The sequence below is a fragment of the Sulfurisphaera tokodaii str. 7 genome (assembly GCF_000011205.1).
Classification (GTDB): domain Archaea; phylum Thermoproteota; class Thermoprotei_A; order Sulfolobales; family Sulfolobaceae; genus Sulfurisphaera; species Sulfurisphaera tokodaii.
In genome coordinates this window covers 2,161,213-2,179,958 of sequence record NC_003106.2, presented here as the reverse complement: position 1 = coordinate 2,179,958, position 18,746 = coordinate 2,161,213, and the positions used below count along the sequence as shown (strand labels likewise).

General features: G+C 31.1%; 16 protein-coding genes. 11 read left to right on the top strand and 5 right to left on the bottom strand.

Features of this window, described 5'->3' with window-relative positions; translation table 11 throughout:
* Positions 1 to 13: 13 nt before the first annotated feature.
* Positions 14 to 532, top strand: a complete 519-nt coding sequence (locus tag STK_RS12040) for a cob(I)yrinic acid a,c-diamide adenosyltransferase (RefSeq protein WP_010980260.1) — start codon at positions 14 to 16, stop codon at positions 530 to 532.
* Here the strand turns inward: STK_RS12040 and STK_RS12035 are convergent.
* Positions 529 to 1,446, bottom strand: a complete 918-nt coding sequence (locus tag STK_RS12035; RefSeq protein ID WP_052847023.1) for an ornithine cyclodeaminase family protein — start codon at positions 1,444 to 1,446, stop codon at positions 529 to 531. The two genes, STK_RS12040 and STK_RS12035, sit on opposite strands and share 4 nt — an antisense overlap.
* A 90-nt stretch (positions 1,447 to 1,536) precedes the next feature.
* Between STK_RS12035 and STK_RS12030 the strand changes: the two genes are divergently transcribed.
* Together STK_RS12030 and STK_RS12025 are read left to right on the top strand one after the other, a co-directional pair.
* On the top strand, positions 1,537 to 2,316 hold the full coding sequence (locus STK_RS12030) for a hypothetical protein (RefSeq protein WP_010980258.1): 780 nt from the start codon (positions 1,537 to 1,539) through the stop codon (positions 2,314 to 2,316).
* A complete protein-coding gene (locus tag STK_RS12025) occupies positions 2,303 to 3,043 on the top strand; it encodes an MBL fold metallo-hydrolase (RefSeq protein WP_010980257.1) in 741 nt (246 codons plus the stop codon). The genes STK_RS12030 and STK_RS12025 overlap by 14 nt, the downstream gene beginning before the upstream one ends.
* A gap of 13 nt (positions 3,044 to 3,056) precedes the next feature.
* Here STK_RS12025 and STK_RS12020 read toward each other — a convergent pair whose 3' ends face one another.
* Entirely contained in the window at positions 3,057 to 3,623 is a 567-nt protein-coding gene (locus STK_RS12020; RefSeq protein ID WP_010980256.1) for a hypothetical protein, read from the bottom strand.
* A gap of 34 nt (positions 3,624 to 3,657) precedes the next feature.
* Here STK_RS12020 and STK_RS12015 point away from each other — a divergent pair, with 34 nt between their 5' ends.
* Positions 3,658 to 4,395 carry a class I SAM-dependent methyltransferase gene (locus STK_RS12015; RefSeq protein WP_010980255.1) on the top strand — a complete coding sequence of 246 codons (738 nt, stop codon included), beginning with the start codon at positions 3,658 to 3,660 and terminating at the stop codon, positions 4,393 to 4,395.
* Here the strand turns inward: STK_RS12015 and STK_RS12010 are convergent.
* Both STK_RS12010 and STK_RS12005 read right to left on the bottom strand, forming a co-directional pair.
* Positions 4,378 to 5,349, bottom strand: coding sequence for a radical SAM protein (locus STK_RS12010; protein WP_010980254.1), 972 nt, complete (start codon positions 5,347 to 5,349; stop codon positions 4,378 to 4,380). The two genes, STK_RS12015 and STK_RS12010, sit on opposite strands and share 18 nt — an antisense overlap.
* A 27-nt stretch (positions 5,350 to 5,376) precedes the next feature.
* Positions 5,377 to 6,012: a hypothetical protein gene (locus STK_RS12005; protein WP_198429694.1), complete on the bottom strand. Its 636-nt coding sequence runs from the start codon at positions 6,010 to 6,012 to the stop codon at positions 5,377 to 5,379.
* A 386-nt stretch (positions 6,013 to 6,398) separates the two neighbouring features.
* On the opposite strand from STK_RS12005, the gene ilvD reads away from it, so the two are divergent.
* The 5 genes from ilvD (at position 6,399) to STK_RS11980 (ending at position 12,432) form a co-directional block, all read left to right on the top strand.
* Positions 6,399 to 8,081 (top strand): dihydroxy-acid dehydratase, encoded by a 1,683-nt coding sequence (gene ilvD / locus STK_RS12000; RefSeq protein ID WP_010980252.1) that lies wholly within the window; start codon positions 6,399 to 6,401, stop codon positions 8,079 to 8,081.
* 78 nt (positions 8,082 to 8,159) lie between these two features.
* A complete protein-coding gene (gene asd / locus STK_RS11995; protein WP_052846737.1) occupies positions 8,160 to 9,230 on the top strand; it encodes an aspartate-semialdehyde dehydrogenase in 1,071 nt (356 codons plus the stop codon).
* An 85-nt stretch (positions 9,231 to 9,315) separates the two neighbouring features.
* Positions 9,316 to 10,098 (top strand): hypothetical protein, encoded by a 783-nt coding sequence (locus tag STK_RS11990; protein WP_052846736.1) that lies wholly within the window; start codon positions 9,316 to 9,318, stop codon positions 10,096 to 10,098.
* Positions 10,099 to 10,677: 579 nt separating this feature from the next.
* Positions 10,678 to 12,048, top strand: a complete 1,371-nt coding sequence (locus STK_RS11985) for a hypothetical protein (RefSeq protein WP_010980249.1) — start codon at positions 10,678 to 10,680, stop codon at positions 12,046 to 12,048.
* Between the two features lie 39 nt (positions 12,049 to 12,087).
* The gene (locus STK_RS11980; RefSeq protein WP_010980248.1) at positions 12,088 to 12,432 is read left to right on the top strand and encodes a hypothetical protein; all 345 of its coding nucleotides are present in this window, start codon (positions 12,088 to 12,090) and stop codon (positions 12,430 to 12,432) included.
* A gap of 7 nt (positions 12,433 to 12,439) precedes the next feature.
* On the opposite strand, the gene STK_RS11975 is transcribed toward STK_RS11980, so the two are convergent.
* Positions 12,440 to 15,688, bottom strand: a complete 3,249-nt coding sequence (locus STK_RS11975) for a S53 family peptidase (protein ID WP_010980247.1) — start codon at positions 15,686 to 15,688, stop codon at positions 12,440 to 12,442.
* A gap of 207 nt (positions 15,689 to 15,895) precedes the next feature.
* Between STK_RS11975 and STK_RS11970 the strand changes: the two genes are divergently transcribed.
* Together STK_RS11970 and STK_RS11965 are read left to right on the top strand one after the other, a co-directional pair.
* A complete protein-coding gene (locus tag STK_RS11970) occupies positions 15,896 to 17,125 on the top strand; it encodes an NADP-dependent isocitrate dehydrogenase (protein ID WP_010980246.1) in 1,230 nt (409 codons plus the stop codon).
* 435 nt (positions 17,126 to 17,560) lie between these two features.
* A complete protein-coding gene (locus tag STK_RS11965) occupies positions 17,561 to 18,721 on the top strand; it encodes a Cdc6/Cdc18 family protein (RefSeq protein ID WP_010980245.1) in 1,161 nt (386 codons plus the stop codon).
* The last annotated feature ends 25 nt before the right edge of the window (positions 18,722 to 18,746 follow it).

The window sequence follows — 18,746 nt, the reverse complement described above, 5'->3', positions numbered from 1 at the left end:
TTAAAAACTACTAATGTGGTATACTGGAACTGGCGATAAGGGAAAGACTAAGGTACCTTCAGTTGGTGAGGTTTGGAAGGATAGTGAAATTGTTAAAGCTTTAGGAGATTTAGATGAGTTAAATTCAGTTTTGGGAGTCGTATCGTCTCTTTACCCGGAGCTTTCAGAAGTTATTCAAAAACTTCAGAATGATATCTTTTCTATCTCATCAGAAATTGCTGGATTCGACATGAATTTTTCTGATGAAAAAGTTAAGGGAATTGAAGAACTCATAACAAATTATAGTAAAGAATTGGAACCACTAAGAAACTTTGTTCTACCAGGTGGACATATTGCCTCATCCTTTCTTCATTTAGCTAGAGCAGTGTGCAGAAGAGCTGAAAGAAGTGTTGTGACTTTACTAAAGGAAAGTAAGGCAAAAGAAGTTCATGCAAAATACTTAAATAGGTTATCGTCTTTACTTTTTGTCTTAGCTTTAGTTGTAAATAAAAGAACGAATAATCCTAACGTTATCTGGAGGGGAAAGGATTAGATTTTTATTCCTATACCTCTCTTTAATGCTTCCTCATATGCTATATATGCGGTTATATTATCTTGAGCTGCAATACCTACGGTCTTAAAGATTGAGGGTCTTTGAATTTTTATATTTTTGTTTATAATTTCTCCTATTTCATAAACTTGAGGCATTATTCCTTTTCTCTTAGGCTCAATAAAATCTCCAGTTTCATTGGATACAGCTTCTAACGAATCTACAAAATACGTTTTTGATTTCATTATGGTATCATCATCAATTTCTCTAGCAGTTGGGGTATGAGCACCTATACTAGAAACATGAAAATCGTTAGACAAGAGTTTACCTAAAACTACCGGCTTGTCCGAAGAAGTTGTGGCATAAATTACTTGTGATTCCTTCAAAAGTTTCTCTAACTCTACAGCTTCTCCACCGTATTCTTTTGCTAACTCATAATGGCTTTTTCTTGCAGAGATTAAAACCCTAGAAACTGAAAAGAATTTGAGAGTGATTTTTAAATGATATTTAGCCTCCATTCCAGCTCCAATAATTCCAAGAGTATCTATATGTCTTGACCTTAACGCTAATTCTGTTGATAAAACACTTGCAGAAGCAGTTCTTATTGCTGTTAAAATTGATCCTTCTAAAATAGCCAATGTTTCTCCGGTATCTGGAGACATCAGTATAACAACTCCTTGTACTGAGGGTAAACCCTTTTCCTTGTTTTTAGGTATAACGTTCACAATCTTTGTAGAGAATGAAAAATCTGTAAAAGAAGGCATTATTCCCCACCAATTACCTTTTATCGTTATCACTTGTCTTTGAGGCTGAATAACTTTTCCAGAGGAGAAAAGGGAAAAAGCTTCTCTTACAGCATTTACAGCTATCTCTGGCTTTAATACCTCTTCTAAATCCTTCCCTGTTAAAATAATCATTGTATTAAAATATGAATTAACTCTGTTAAAGATTTTGCCATTACCTTTTTGTAAAATAAAATAATATAGGAGTTGAAAGAACAATAATGCATGAAAACTTATATAGTAGAAGAGAGGATAAACAGTCATCTTAATTTTATCGAATCAATAACTAAAAATTCAGAATTTATACTTTCCTATATCCCTTACCAGGTTGAAAGAGGGAAAAATGAGGTAACATTACGCTTTACCAGATACCTTCTATTCTCATTAAAAGATAAGTTTAGAATGGAAGGAATTGTAAACCTTAAAGGAATGAGTACTATTATTTTAAAATCTGAAAAAGGAAATAAATTCGAAATTTTTATCTCAGAAAAAGAAGATAAAGAGGGAAAAATAAACGTTAATGTAGCAATTAAATATGAGGGAGAGAAAGAGTGGATAGTCTCAAAATATTTACATGAAATAGCAGAAAGTTTAATTGACGGAATAAAAAAAGAGAGTGAAAAAGCTTATGAAATCACAACAACAGCAAATTTTTCTCAAAATTTATCAAAATTAAGTTTTATTACAAAACTTTTAATGAAATCAAGGTTAATTAAAGCTGACGAGCTAGATATAGCTAAAGGACAAATAGTACCTATTATCACAGATTTAATTCAACAATACTTGAGGTATCAACTAATATATATTTCTGGAGTATCAACTTATGAAAGCTTTAGATTATTATTCGTTAACGGTGAGTTAAAAGGTACTTATGTAAACATTGAAGGGCAAGAGGGATTTAAAGAAGAAGATTTAAATAAAATTTCTGGTCATTTTAAGATAAACATATATGTTGCACTAGAACCAAAAGCAATTCTAGAGGGAACAGAAAATGAGAGTTCATGAACCAAATATAATATTTGAAGATGATAAACACAAATTTATTTGGTTAGGTTTAGATGAAAGTGAAAATGAAAAAGGCATACTAACTAATCAATATTTAATTGTTCATGAAGGTAAGGGATATCTTCTTGATCCTGGTGGATATTTTGTCTTTGAAAGAGTATACCAAAATGTCACAAGATTTGTGAAACCAGAAAATATAGTAACAATACTATATAGTCATCAAGATCCTGATGTAATTGGAAGTTTAAATCTTTGGGTTGACTTAGCACCAAATGCTACTTTCTATGTATCTGCATTGTGGGAAAGATTCTTACCACATTTAGGTGCTGAATTAAAAGGAAGAATAGTTGATATACCAGATGAGGGCATGAGTATAGATTTTATAAGAGCTATACCAGCTCATTTTATGCATTCACCGGGTAATTTCCATTATTATGATACTTATGCAAAAATATATTTCTCTGGAGATTTAGGTGCTGCAATATTTAAAGACAAGTGGTATTTATTTGTAGAAGATTTTGAGTCTCACATTAAATTAATGGAACCATTCCATAGAAGATATATAGCATCAAAAAAGGCTATAGATATTTGGTTAAAGAAAATTGAAGGACTTGAGATAAATGTTATAGCCCCACAACATGGTGCTATATTTGAAGGAGAAAACGCTAAGAAGTTCATTCAATGGTTAAGAAATTTAGATAAGGTTGGGTTAGATTTAATGGAATAACCACTCTTCTTTTTCATATTTTTCCTATTTTTATAAGAATTACTACACCAATCACAATAAATGCTACTATTATGCCTAGTATAATATAACCACCATAATTAACTGACTGAGACAAAGTGTATTCTGAACTTAACGAAATACTGACCGAATATCCGTTTGCACTGCCATTTAAAAAGTATAGTATATTATTTACGAAATATGCCGTAGAAGGTATTTTGGTAGTATTGATTATAAAATAACCTTTGTATACCGTAGCATTTTGATTATGATATTCAGTATATCCACTAAAGGTGAAATTTTCACCGTTAAAAACAATACCATTTATCGGTAGAACTTTCAAATTCAAGATAGGATAAACGTAAGTATTATTTAAGATAATACTACCATTATTTAAATTAGTTATAATTAAAGTAAAATTGACAAAATTATTGTTTAAGGAATTTATGATAAACGTGTAGTTATACAAACTGATTTGATTTTCATGAATTATTTCAACTTGATATATTAAAACCTCATTTGATGTAATTGGAAATGCTGAAGCTAATAGAAGGATTAAAATTAAGGCTAACTCTTTAGTCATCAATTTTATTTAGGTTTAATCCTAAAAGAGTTTAATGGAAGAATATTGGCTTAAGATATTTGAATCTGACCTTTACATTAATGAAATGCTAAAAATATGGGAAGAGGGGGAGAAGTGGGCTAATTGGATTAATGAGGTCATAAAGAAATATGGTATAAAAGGTAGGAGAGTACTCGACGTACCATGTGGTATCGGTAGAGTTTCCTACTTTCTTAATAAACTAGGTTATAGTATTACCGGAGTAGATATTTCAGAAAAAATGATAAAAAAAGCTAAAGAAAATGTAAAAGAAGGAGAATTTGTAAGGGGTGACATGCGCAAATTAAGCGAAGTAATAAAGGAGAAATACGATGTTGTTATTAACATTTTTAATAGTCTTGGTTATTATGAAGAAGAAGATGATTTAAAAATTTTGAGAGAATTAAGGGAAGTTACCTCTCAAGAAGGAATAGTAATTGTTAACCTTGAAAATAGAGATTTTGTGATATATAACAAGCCTGAGATCCTTCATTCCTTTGTACCACCCTACTTAATAATTGATCAAAACAAGTTTGATCCATTTACTTCAAGACTACATGTACTAAGAACGTATATAAAAGATGGAAAAGAGGTCGAAAAAATAGAGTTCTCTCAAAGATATTATAGTCTCCACGAAATAGTAAGCTTAATGAAGAAGGCAGGGTTTAAAATAATCGATGTTTTTAGCGGTTATTCGTGGGAAAAATTCGAAATAAACGATCCGCAAATGACACTCTTAGCTAAGCCTAGCTAAGTAAATTTCATCCTTATTTCTACTTATTTTAACTTTTAATGAGATACCCTTAGGAACATCACTAACACCAACTACTGTAATAACTCTTCCTCTAGCAGTTATTATGACCTCATTCTTCATCCAACCATCCAGCACAACTTCTCCTACTACTTTCTCACCAACATCCATTACTGGGCCTAGCCTAACATCTGGAAATACCTTGAACTGAGAAGGAGAGAGAAAGAGATTGACATCTAACATTTCACCAATTTTTGATAAAAATTCTTTGAACTCTTTCCAACCAACCTCTTTACCAACCTTTCTTCCTCTAGGATGGGCAACATATTTTTGAATTCCGAAAGATAGTCCTTTCTCTTTTCCAAACTTCACAAGATTAATTATATCTTCATCATTCATTCCTTTAATCCACACTGGAGTTAACATAATCTTTAACCCTTCATTTAATGCTAGATCTATCATTTTCAATATTTTAGAAACATTATAACCTTTATGACCACTAAGATATTTAGCCTTATTCTCATCTAAGGAATCTAACGAAAGATTAATCCTATCTAGTCCAGCATTAGCTAGTCCTTTTATTAGTCTCTCATTTAATGGTAAACCGTGAGTTTCAATTGCTACCTCAAATACTTTCCTATTTTCCTTTATTCCTTTTACAATTTTCACAATATCTGGATGTAATATAGGTTCACCCACACCATCAATTAAAATTGATACTTGATGAATTTTTCTATCAACAACATAATTAACCCAATTAATTAAATGGTCAGCATCTACAATATACTCAGTCACTCTCGATCTAGAATTAGGACCAGCATCTACTGAACAAAATATACAAGACATTGGGCAATTGCTAAATGGACGAACTTGAAGAACGTTAGTACCACGGTCAATTATGCCAAAAGCTATATGCCCAATAAGAGGAATTGGTTCTTTAACTCTCTCTAATTTCACAAAATAAAAATACGGATTCGAAAAAATTTATTTTTCGTTTAGTTCAATAAGTTTTAGCTTTCCTTTATACTTAGGATCTACATTGTTATATATTACTTCTCCATTTTTAAATATAATCTTAAAGGATTTATCTTTAATAATAACTGTAGCCTCTAATTCCTTATCTTTACTTTCCTCTTTTAGTCTCTGAATAAGATCATCTAACGATTCATATTCTTCTTCATAAATCTCTTCTTCCCTTAGAAGTTTTACAAATCCTGAATATGTTAATAAACGTGTAAGAAAATCATTGTAATCCTCTCCCTCAACTTTTTCTAACTTTCCATCTTTGAAAGTTAACGTGTATTCCTTTGAATCTAATTCTATTATAGCTATTATACTTTTTCCCTTACTATCATCACTCAATTTTTTAAATAATTCTTGTACTGTAAATGCTTCTTGCTTTTTCTCATAATAAGCAATTACTTTATCTCTGAAATTTTCTAGGAATTTCTTCATTGGTGATTTTGCTAAGAATTCAAGAGGACCTTGATATTCTCCTTTAACTGCTATAACTATTTCTTTTCTCCCTTCTAATACATTAACTGTAAACCTAAACATAGCTCTGGGAAAATCCATTACTCCTTCATGGACTATTTGGTTCGGATTTATAACTCTTCGCATTTTAAAATTAAAATTCATAAATACTTTAAATTTTGCTATATATTCGTTTTCATTTAAAATTCTTATCTCTTTTAAGAACATCCAAAATTGTGTAAGATTTAAAGGACTCGATATAAGTGTCATAAAATCCTGTTTTTTAACGTTAAGCTTGAACACTATCTCTTTTTCTATCATCAAAATATTAATAGCTATTTTTTCTATTAAAATTTTTTCATATTTTATTTCAAATTAAATAAACAATAGGCCTATCATTAAAGTAAAGATATTGCCCATTATGATGAAGTAAACAGAGAAATTATGTAAGTATAAAAATTGGAGTATAATTCTTTTCTGAGGAATAGACGCTAAGTAATATTTTAATATGTTTAAACTGTATAAACTCTGATATGAATCCCGACAAGAAAAAAAGGTCAAATCTAATTTATGGAGGTTACGAAAAAGCCCCTAATAGAGCATTTCTAAAAGCTATGGGTTTAACAGATGATGATATTGCAAAACCAATAGTTGGAGTTGCGGTAGCTTGGAATGAAGCAGGACCTTGTAATATTCATTTGCTTGGTCTCTCAAATATTGTTAAAGAAGGAGTAAGAAGTGGAGGAGGTACTCCTAGAGTTTTTACAGCCCCAGTGGTTATAGACGGAATTGCAATGGGAAGTGAAGGTATGAAATATTCCCTCGTAAGTAGGGAAATTGTTGCTAACACTGTAGAATTGGTAGTTAACGCACACGGATACGATGGTTTTGTTGCTTTAGCTGGCTGTGATAAAACTCCACCAGGCATGATGATGGCTATGGCTAGACTAAATATACCATCTATTATAATGTACGGGGGAACTACATTACCAGGTAATTTTAAGGGAAAACCAATAACAATACAAGATGTTTATGAAGCAGTTGGTGCTTATTCTAAAGGTAAGATAACAGCAGAAGATTTAAGATTAATGGAGGATAATGCGATCCCTGGACCAGGTACTTGTGGAGGATTATATACTGCGAATACTATGGGCTTAATGACTGAAGCATTAGGTCTAGCTTTACCCGGTAGTGCTTCTCCACCAGCAGTAGATTCAGCAAGAGTAAAGTATGCTTACGAAACTGGTAAAGCACTAATGAATTTAATTGAAATAGGACTAAAACCGAGGGATATACTTACTTTCGAAGCTTTTGAAAACGCAATAACAGTACTGATGGCTAGTGGAGGTTCAACAAATGCAGTTCTTCATTTATTAGCAATAGCTTATGAGGCTGGAGTAAAGCTTACACTAGACGATTTTGATAGGATTAGCCAGAGGACACCAGAAATAGTGAATATGAAACCTGGTGGAGAATATGCAATGTATGATTTACATAGGGTTGGAGGCGCGCCACTAATTATGAAAAAATTATTAGAAGCTGATTTACTTCATGGTGATGTAATAACTGTTACTGGTAAAACAGTAAAACAAAACTTAGAAGAATATAAGTTACCAAATGTTCCGCACGAACATATAGTAAGACCAATCTCAAACCCATTTAATCCTACTGGCGGAATAAGAATACTTAAAGGATCTTTAGCCCCTGAAGGTGCTGTAATTAAAGTCTCAGCTACTAAAGTTAGGTATCATAAGGGACCAGCTAGAGTTTTCAATTCAGAAGAAGAGGCTTTTAAAGCGGTTCTAGAAGAAAAAATCCAAGAAAATGACGTTGTAGTTATTAGATATGAGGGACCTAAAGGAGGTCCAGGAATGAGAGAAATGCTAGCAGTTACCAGTGCTATTGTAGGTCAAGGTTTGGGAGAAAAAGTAGCCTTAATAACTGATGGTAGATTCTCTGGAGCAACTAGAGGAATTATGGTAGGACACGTCGCACCAGAAGCTGCAGTAGGAGGACCTATTGCATTACTAAGAGATGGTGACACAATAATTATCGATGCAAACAATGGAAGATTGGATGTAGATCTACCACAAGAAGAGTTAAAGAAAAGAGCAGATGAATGGACGCCGCCACCACCTAAGTATAAAAGTGGTCTTCTAGCTCAATACGCTAGACTTGTATCGTCTTCGTCACTAGGAGCCGTTCTTTTAACTTAATTGTATTTTACTAAATTGTAAAGCTTATATTTTTAAAGTAAGCTTATATTTTTGAAATTCATAATATAGGTGATACTCATGAGGAGAACATTAAAAGCCGCAATATTAGGTGCTACTGGTTTAGTAGGAATCGAATACGTAAGAATGCTATCAAATCATCCTTATATTAAACCAGCATATTTAGCTGGAAAAGGTTCAGTGGGTAAACCGTATGGTGAGGTAGTAAGATGGCAAACAGTAGGACAAGTTCCTAAGGAAATAGCTGATATGGAAATAAAACCAACTGATCCTAAGTTAATGGATGATGTAGACATAATATTTTCTCCATTACCTCAAGGTGCTGCTGGCCCAGTAGAAGAACAATTTGCAAAAGAAGGATTCCCTGTGATTAGTAATTCACCAGATCATAGATTTGATCCTGATGTTCCCTTATTGGTTCCTGAACTAAATCCTCATACTATTAGCTTAATTGATGAGCAAAGAAAAAGAAGAGAATGGAAAGGATTTATAGTAACTACACCACTATGCACAGCCCAGGGTGCAGCAATACCATTAGGTGCTATATTTAAAGATTATAAGATGGATGGAGCATTTATAACTACTATTCAATCGCTATCTGGTGCCGGTTATCCAGGAATACCATCATTAGATGTAGTAGATAATATCTTGCCTTTAGGTGATGGATACGATGCCAAGACGATAAAAGAGATCTTCAGAATTTTAAGCGAAGTTAAGAGAAATGTAGATGAACCTAAATTAGAAGATGTAAGCTTAGCAGCAACAACTCATAGAATAGCTACTATACATGGTCATTATGAAGTACTATATGTATCGTTCAAAGAGGAAACTGCTGCTGAAAAAGTTAAGGAGACTTTAGAAAACTTTAGAGGGGAACCACAAGATCTAAAATTACCAACTGCACCTTCAAAGCCAATTATCGTTATGAATGAGGATACAAGACCTCAAGTCTATTTTGATAGATGGGCTGGGGATATTCCAGGAATGAGTGTAGTTGTAGGTAGATTAAAGCAAGTGAATAAGAGAATGATAAGGTTAGTATCATTAATTCATAACACGGTCAGAGGAGCCGCAGGAGGAGGTATATTAGCAGCTGAATTACTTGTCGAAAAAGGATATATTGAAAAGTAAATTTTTTATTTTTTACTCTCCTTTTTTTTACTGATGAACTCACCCTTTTACGAATTGATGAAGAAAGTGGCAGGGCTGATAATTTTTGGATTATATAAAAGTAGCTGAAAATTTAGGCTTTAGTAAAGACCTCATAGTGAATATATACAAAAAAATATCTGGCGGCTATTATATTTCTTTATACTACGCTAAATCCCCAATACTTTATGCTCTAGATCAATGGCCTAAAAAATATCTTGGAAAAAAATTCTTATTATGGTATAATTCTTCATTCGATTCCGAAATAGATAAAATAATAAGTTTATTTGTAACATTAGATGTGAAAATACTTCATAGAGTTGCTTCGATTTTAATTAAACAAGAAAATCAAGATAGAAAAGAGGAGGATGATATCAACGATGTATTTGAGGAAATGAAAAAAACAGCAGAAAAGTATGGATTTACATACTACCCACAAAGAATTGAAATTGTAGTGAAGAATTCATTAATAAACGAGTTAGTAAATGATATCTTCCACATCAGAGAAAGAGAGATAAAAAATGATTTGTATACTATACTTGGAGAAATAGCTTATGAAAGTGAATATCTGACTAAAATAAAAGAAGAAAAAAACTGGATTAGAGCTATTGATAGAAAAAATATTTTAAAGGCATTATACTTAGAAGGAAAATTAGAAGAATTTCTTAGCCAAGAAAAAATAAAAATAAGATACTTAATAGCATCAAGAACATTAATATTTGACAAATTGCTTCTAACTAAAGGAATTAAAGAAACGTTAAACGATATCAAAGATTTAAAAAATGAGGAACTGAAAAATGAAATAGAAAAATTAACAACAGAAATAAATAAACGAATAAGTTATTTTTAATTAAATTATCTAAAAAAGAAATTAATAAAATTTACTAAAAAAAATAATAAAATTTTTTATTCATAATAGAAGATCCTAAATTAATTAGAAATGTGTAACTAGTAATTTCCTATGAATTATAAAATTTATATTATTTAATATTCTTTATAATTTCAATTCTATCTAATACCAAAATTTTTTATTATTGTATAATGATCAGATGGCTCCACTATGAACTCTTAGAGTAATATAATAGGGAAAGAAGAATAGTTAATTAAGCTTACTGTTACTTCATAATTAGTCCCTAAGGTATCACAGTAAGAGGAATAAAGGATATAAAAATAAGAGAATTGTATCACATCTCATGAAATCATTTAAAAGATTAACTTTTCTTAGATAGAAATAACTTTTATCTCTCTAAGAATTAATCTCAATTAATTAGATATTATTTTTTCTTCATAACTTTAGAGTAGTTTTATTTAACTCTTAAGTTTTAAAGTGATGTTTTATTCTATATATTAAGAATTGCCAAACCTACTGCTAAAAATAATACATAACGATAATAAAAACACATATATTTTTCTCAACTTATTTTGTAGTGTGGATAGTGTATATTTACCACTTGCTGTAGATAACTCTTATCAACCTTTACCAGTAGAAAAGCAATTAGCGGTAACATTAGTAAAAGCAGCCCCTAAAAATGTAAAAATAAAGAAGGCCACCTTAATTGGATGGCCATTATTATTAGTTAAACATGAAAAAAGCGGTGGATATATAATTTTTGATGAAACTTTAAATATTGAAACTAAACTAGAATTCATAATCTTACAAGATTATAAAAGAATTTTAGATGGCCTAGAAAATAATAAAAATGATTCTGAAATTTTAGCAATTTTGAAGTCTTTTAGATGGAAAGATATTAAAGGAAAAGAAGAAGAAATTTTTAAAGGAGTTATTATTGATGATATTTCACCCATTCTTTCATATGGCAGCCCAGAATTACCCCTTAGAATATTAGATAAAATTTTAACCCAAGTAGATATAGATTCTATTATTACTGATATAAATCAGAGAGAATCTTTAATAAAGGAAAATATAAACAAAATAAACGATGTCGAGAGTAAAATAAATACTATATTAACAATAATTAAAGGAAAGAGAGCAGAAGAACGAAAGCAGATTGAAGACAAATATAATTCAATACTTCAAGAGAAGAATGAAGTACTTAAGAAAACTCTAGCAACAGCAAAGAAAAACTTGGAAAGTGAATTGCTTAATGAAGCTACTAAACTATATTCCAAAATGGCAGATATTGAAGTATTAATAGGAAAAGCAGAGTTAGATTATGAGACAAATCCGTCTTTTCAAAAGGATTTAGAAAACATTACAACTTTAAGGTCAAGATACCTTTCTGAAATACAGAGTAAACTTTCTGAAATAAAGAATAAATATAGAATCGAAATAAGAAATATGGTCCATGAAATAGAATCATTAACCGCACAAAAGCAAAAGGAATTAGAAAGTATAGACGTGAAAATAAGAGAATTAGATGAATTACAGAAAAATATATTAAATCAATTAGAAAATATTAAATCAATATGTAATAATGAGCTAGAAAGAATTAGAATGTTTACTAAAAGAGCTCCTTTCGATAAGGATTCTGTTGAAGTAATTTTACCATTTCTTCTAGTTGTTGATATAAACAGTAATACTTATATAATTCCGCCACAAATATATAACAATAATAAAAAATCTACTTTCTTCGGCTTCTTTAAGAGAGATCCTTCAGAAATATCAGATAACATGAAAATAAATCTAACATCATTTATGAATATTATAGCTAGTAAATATGTAACATTAGAAGATAACGTGAAAGATCCACACATAAAATCTCTAATAGAAAAAGGTTTAGAAGAATTATATGATGATGGATGGGGGATTAGACGAAGTATTAGCGAGTACTACGTTTAACACAATTCTTTTTAAAGCATTATTTCACATCTTTTATTTGTGGAAAAGCACAAACCAAAGCAAAAAGTACGCAAAAGAACATCAGAAAGTATTGTCACTTTAAAGAAAGAGTTGAAAGCTTTAACTTTTGAACCAATTTACGGAGAATCGCTAAAGGAGATAGTTGCAAAACTAACCACTAAGATTCAAGAAATAATTGAAAGTTATGGATATGAGGTAGAATTCCCTGAAAGAGCTAAAAAAGAAGTAGAAGGAGATGTTTACTATTTTATTTACCCACTAAAAATAAAGACAAAACATTCAACAAAAAAAGTTTACTTAGAAGTAGAATATTTAATTTATGATGAAAACGCTTGGATGGGAATTATAACAGATGTAAAATAAGTGTTAACTATCTTTTATTTCTATCTGTAATAACGAATAATGTAACCACAATGGCATTAATTACAATAGCTATAATAAATTCTATAATGAACGCGTCTCCATAATTCGGTAGGCTAACAGTAGTATTACTTTCAGTTGAGGTAATTGTTGGCCTAGTAATATTAGTAGAGTTTACGACTTCTACATTTTGTATATTTGCTGAGACTTTTGTTATATTCTCTATTTTAGAATTAATTAAAGTGGCATGATATATTTGAGTATTATAAGAATATATTACAGAGTTTATTGCAGTTAAATTTTCTATTATGGAATCGATTAATATTACAGTCTTATTTTCAATTACTGCTTTAGGTGCATAAATATGGTATGCATAATTTCCATTAAATTGCGGAACATAATTATATGGCAAAACTAAGAATGATAAGCCAGTGGATGTTGGCTCTATATTTAATGTATTATAATTCAAACTTGAATTAAAAGGCAATGGAATACCATTCGATGATATACCAACAAGATATACATTCCATACACCGGCTAATTCGTCTATAGTTAACCCAGAATTATCATAACTTCCCTCTGGGATTGTGAAATTACCTATCCACTCACCATTTTTGTAACTTAAACTTACTGAGTATGAAATCTCTAAATTGTCTAGCTGACTCATAAGATAATTAGGAACAAATATAGCGCTAAATATACCAAACTTTACTGGAGTCCCATTAGGATAATATATTTTAGCTTTTACAATTACACTGCTATTTTCAAAAGCCACAGAGCTTATTGATGCATTCAAAATCAATTTTTGACTACTAACATAAATTTGAGTATATCCGGCACCGTAAGTCACATAAGACCCATTACTGTATTCACCATATGCCTCAATAGTATAATATCCATCAGGCAATCTAGGTACAGATATTTGTGCAATATAATATGAAGCACCATTATAAAGGATAGAATTAATTTGTGTGCTGTAATAAACTTTTCCATCCTTAATAAATGAGACAGTTATGTTAGGCAATCCTAAACTTTCAACTAACACTTCAATCGTTATATTTTCTCCGCTATAAATAGAAGTAGGTTCTGTAAAGGAATTAGGAATGACTGCTGGTACAATATACATCCCTAGGACTATTTCATCCAGCCCTATGGTATTGTTAACAGATAAAACATAAACTCCTCCAAATTTACTACTCGTTAAGTTTATATAACCTTCTAATATTCCAGATTTAAATTTAATTGATATGCCTAACTGGGAAATATTAACAACTGGCAGATTATTTAAACGAGCACTACCAACTTGAGATAATGAACCATCTATTTGATTCTCCTTATAGACCAGTAAAGTAGTAGAGTTATATGAAGAGACTAAAGTACCATTAGGATAAGTTATCATAACTAATACTGGTATGCTAGTCGGTACAGGATAGATTGCAACTATCGGAAATATAAAAACTGCTTGATAACCTACAATAATATAGGTAAAACCGTAAGTATTATCGTAACTCGCGTAGATTTCATATACACCAGATTTATCTATGCTAATTTTCCCAACATAAGCAGAACCGTTATAAATAAGAGGAAATGAAAATACTACGGATGTCCCATTATACACATATGCAGTTATACTTGACGGGTATGATGAAGCTCCCTTAAGATAAGCTACTACTTGAATTTCCTGATTCAGTAAATATGTAGTATTTTGAACAGCTAATGATAATGAAATCAAAGGTTTCTTCAATAGGTTAACGAAGTAACCTGCATTAATATATCCTAATCCAGTGACAGGATTTAAACTTTCATTAGCTTCATATGGAGTATTATATCCTACATTAATTGGAACAATAGCTTTAGTTCCATTTAAAGCATAAATTAAAGGATTAATAAAACCAAGCCTTCCATGAACTTGAGTAGCTAAAGCTATAATTCCAGCCACTATAGGAGTAGCTAAAGAAGTTCCTCCAACAAGGTATGTAGTATTATAGTAATAAACTATAGGTACTCCAGAATATGGATTTGCATCAGCAACTATATCTGGGGTAATCCTATATCCTTTAAGCCCTTGATATGGAGGAGAAGGGAATATAGCACTATAACCACCAGTTGTAGAACCAAATATACTTTCTCCACTCCAGGCTGTTTGATAACTTTCATTACCAGATATATATAATGTTGAACCCCCTACAGATAAAACATACGGAATAGAAGAAGGTACTATTGTTGATCCTAAAGGACTTAAGAAGAAGTTATAACCATTACCCCCGGCATCTCCAGAAGCTGCAATAAAAGTTATTCCTTCAGCTTCTCCTAGCCAATATTCATAGATCATCGCTTGTAAATATGACATTGGTAACAAGCCTAATAAGAAATAAATTTCTGGAATACCCCAGCTTTGGGAAACAACACTTACTTCGTCTTGCTGATCAATATATGCTATAGCTTGAGGTATTGAAATTGCCGGATTAGCAACGTAAAGTATTATTCCAGCATCTGGTGCAGCAGCGTGAGCGTATTCAACATCTAAAGAAATTTCCAATGCCCAACCACTGGCAATACCATCATTAGGATTATATGGACCAATAGGTACTATCTTGAACAAAGGTGGATTAGGTAATCCATAAATAGAATCAAAATCTTGAAGTTGTTGATAAATATAAGGATCTCCCTCGAAATCAAGGATTCCAATGTTGACTCCGCTACCGTTTATTCCTCTATTTAATAAGTAAGTTATGTTGTAAGCTTTCTGAATCTCTATGGGAGTAACCATATTATAAGCTACTGCTTGAGTTATATTTACTAGGTTATTAGGCTTTGATAGAAATAATGACGTTAAATTAGTAGCTAAAACGATTCCTGGAAAAGAGGAAGAACCTTCACTTACAAAATAGTAAATCTTTTTGCCTAGGATAGTAGTTGTAACAAATTCGCCATTAAACAATTTTTCTATTACCCCAGCCTTAGCTTGAAAAGAAATAACATTTAATGTGACTTGTGGATTTATTCCATTATACTTTAGTATACTAACTATTTTATTTATTGTAGCATTAGGAATAAATAGAGAAATGAGTTGCGATTGATTTACAATTTTATGCTGCTGCACATAAATTTGAAGTAATCCTAGATTTTTAGGAGGCAAAACAATTGCTACATTAACTAGCTGATTGCTAGGTATTTGTGACGATACTTGCGGTTGAAGATAAATAGGAAGTGCTAGTGAGGATGAGATTATTAAAATTAAAAATAATAATGACCACATCAGTAGTAATACTCGATATTAACATTTTATAATTTTTCCACACAAGACCTTAGCATATTTATCAAAATTTTTGAAAAATACAAATAGGATTAATTTTATAGTATAATAAGGGGTTTTTTATTTAATTTAAAGTTGAGTAATATTTTATTTTAAGAGTGACTTGTTAAAGTAAGATATAAATAATCTATTTGACTACGTAAATCATAAATGTTATACAAAGAACCCGAGGATGGAGAAAAAATCAAATTCGATAAGGGAAAATGGATAGTACCAAATAAACCCGTGATTTTATATATAGAAGGAGATGGAATAGGTCCAGAGATAACTAACGCTGCAATAAAGGTGATTAATAAAGCTGTAGAAAGAGCTTATGGTAGCTCTAGAGAGATAAAATGGTTAGAAGTTTATGCTGGTGAAAAAGCTGAAAAATTAGTTAATGATAGATTTCCAAAAGAAACTCAAGAGATGTTACTTAAATATAGAGTAGTTCTTAAAGGTCCATTAGAAACTCCAATAGGAAAAGGATGGAAATCTGTTAATGTAGCTATTAGATTAATGCTTGACTTATACGCAAATATAAGACCAGTAAAATATATTGAGGGACTAGAAAGCCCCCTAAAACATCCCGAAAAAGTAGATATGATAATTTTTAGAGAAAATACTGATGATCTATATAGAGGAATAGAATATCCATTTAATAGTGAGGAGGCTAAAAAAATTAGAGACTTTCTAAGAAAAGAACTAAAAGTAGAAATAGAAGACGATACCGGAATAGGGATAAAGGTAATGAGTAAATATAAAACTCAAAGAATTACTAGGTTAGCAATACAGTATGCAATAGAACATAAAAGGAAAAAGGTTACTATTATGCATAAAGGTAATGTTATGAAATATACAGAAGGAGCTTTTAGAGAATGGGCATATGAAGTTGCTCTAAAAGAATATCGTGATTTTATAGTTACGGAAGAAGAAATAAACCAGGGTAAACCAGATCAAGGTAAAATAATTCTAAATGATAGAATTGCTGATAATATGTTCCAACAAATAATAATAAGACCAGAAGAATATGATATAATTTTAGCACCAAACGTAAACGGTGACTATATTTCTGATGCGGCCGGTGCATTAATCGGCAATATTGGAATGCTAGGAGGAGCTAATATTGGCGACGAGGGAGGAATGTTTGAAGCTATTCATGGTACAGCACCAAAGTATGCTGGCAAAAATGTAGCTAACCCAACAGGAATTATAAAAGCTGGAGAATTGATGCTAAGATGGATGGGATGGAATGAAGCTGCTGACTTAATAGAAAAAGCTATTAATATGGCAATAAGAGACAAGAAAGTTACACAGGATATTGCTAGGTTTATGGGAGTAAAAGCATTAGGTACCAAAGAGTACGCAGATGAACTAATAAAGATAATGGACACAATTTGACTCCCCAGTTTTACAGTAAATTTCATACGTTTCGGTCCTCTGACGTACCCTAATATAAAGATACAGACTCAGGTTTTCAAATGTTTTTATTTTTTATTTTTCTCATATACTAATTATATTATACAAACTCTGAGAGTTGATTCACATCCTATTTAAATATAAAACGACTGAAATTCACAGTCTCTCTAAAATATTATTATATAAAACGTACAAATTAGTATTTCCGAATGATTTGAATTAAAACACTTATAACTGAAAATATTTTTAAAGTGAACATAATTGGGAGATTAGGGTATATAATGTAAATGAAACGTATGAAATTTACTGTAAAACTGGGGAGTCAAACGTCAAGTAATTCTCATCGTGCAAAAGAATTTGGTAACACCATAAGAAATAATTGATAACTAAAATAACGTATGAAACAATTGAAATATTGTGTCAATTAGGGATACCTTGAAAGGTGGTAAAGGAGAAGTTATTAAGGATCCAAGGGTTTTCATAGATCCTTTAACTGTATTTAAAGACATACCCTTCAGAGAAGATATACTAAAAGAAGTCGCTGTTGCAGTTAGATATTTTGTGAAATCTGATGTTAAATTTTCTACGTTATTTTTAGGTCTTACTGGAACTGGTAAAACGTTTGTAGCCAGATATATGCTAAATGAGATAGAAGAGGTTAAACAAGAGGATTCTGATTATAGTAAAGTAAAACAAGCATATGTAAATTGTAGAGAGGTAGGTGGTACGCCTCAAGCTGTACTATCCGCTTTAACTGAGAGATTAACTACTGATGAAGTCCCAAAGCATGGCATAAACCTAGGAGAATATATAGAGAAGATTAAAGAAGAACTCAATGGAAAAAAAGCCTTAGTATACTTAGACGAAGTAGATACTCTTATAAAGAGACGTGGTGGTGATATTGTGCTTTATCAACTTTTAAGGGCTGATGCAGATATTTCGGTGATAATGATAAGCAATGATATAAATATAAGGGATTATATGGAACCAAGGGTTTTATCCTCTTTAGGACCTACTGTATTTTTTAAACCATATGATGCTGAGCAGCTTAAACATATATTGTCAATTTATGCAGAATACGGACTTTATAGGGGTACTTATGATGATAATATACTCTCATATATAGCTGCAATTTCAGCGAAAGAGCACGGGGATGCAAGAAAAGCAGTTAATTTATTATTTAGAGCAGCTCAATTGGCTTCTGGAGAAGGTTTTATTAGGAAAGATCATGTTGATAGAGCAATCATAGAATATGAACAAGAAAGACTAATTGAGGCCATTAAGGCTCTTCCATTCCATTATAAGTTAGCATTAATGGCAACTATGGATGCAGAGGATGTTGTAACTGCCCATAAAATTTATTCTGATTTATGTAATCAGTATAAACAAAAACCTCTTTCATATAGAAGATTTTCCGATATAATTTCTGAATTAGATATGTTTGGAATAATAAAAGTGAAGATTATTAATAAGGGTAGGGCTGGTGGTATAAGGAAATACATTGAAATTACTGATAAGGACAAGATTAGAAAGGCGTTAGAGGATACTATGAATTTAGGGTTTGAAGAACAATGGTAACATTGAGTTTATACTGTAAGTGTGA

Bases quoted from the DNA above. Each gene is read 5' to 3' on its own strand.
- STK_RS12040 (WP_010980260.1), top strand. From the start codon at position 14: ATGTGGTATACTGGAACTGGCGATAAGGGAAAGACTAAGGTACCTTCA.
- STK_RS12035 (WP_052847023.1), bottom strand. From the start codon at position 1,446: ATGATTATTTTAACAGGGAAGGATTTAGAAGAGGTATTAAAGCCAGAG.
- STK_RS12030 (WP_010980258.1), top strand. From the start codon at position 1,537: ATGAAAACTTATATAGTAGAAGAGAGGATAAACAGTCATCTTAATTTT.
- STK_RS12025 (WP_010980257.1), top strand. From the start codon at position 2,303: ATGAGAGTTCATGAACCAAATATAATATTTGAAGATGATAAACACAAA.
- STK_RS12020 (WP_010980256.1), bottom strand. From the start codon at position 3,623: ATGACTAAAGAGTTAGCCTTAATTTTAATCCTTCTATTAGCTTCAGCA.
- STK_RS12015 (WP_010980255.1), top strand. From the start codon at position 3,658: ATGGAAGAATATTGGCTTAAGATATTTGAATCTGACCTTTACATTAAT.
- STK_RS12005 (WP_198429694.1), bottom strand. From the start codon at position 6,012: ATGCGAAGAGTTATAAATCCGAACCAAATAGTCCATGAAGGAGTAATG.
- ilvD (WP_010980252.1), top strand. From the start codon at position 6,399: ATGAATCCCGACAAGAAAAAAAGGTCAAATCTAATTTATGGAGGTTAC.
- asd (WP_052846737.1), top strand. From the start codon at position 8,160: ATGAGGAGAACATTAAAAGCCGCAATATTAGGTGCTACTGGTTTAGTA.
- STK_RS11975 (WP_010980247.1), bottom strand. From the start codon at position 15,688: ATGTGGTCATTATTATTTTTAATTTTAATAATCTCATCCTCACTAGCA.
- STK_RS11970 (WP_010980246.1), top strand. From the start codon at position 15,896: ATGTTATACAAAGAACCCGAGGATGGAGAAAAAATCAAATTCGATAAG.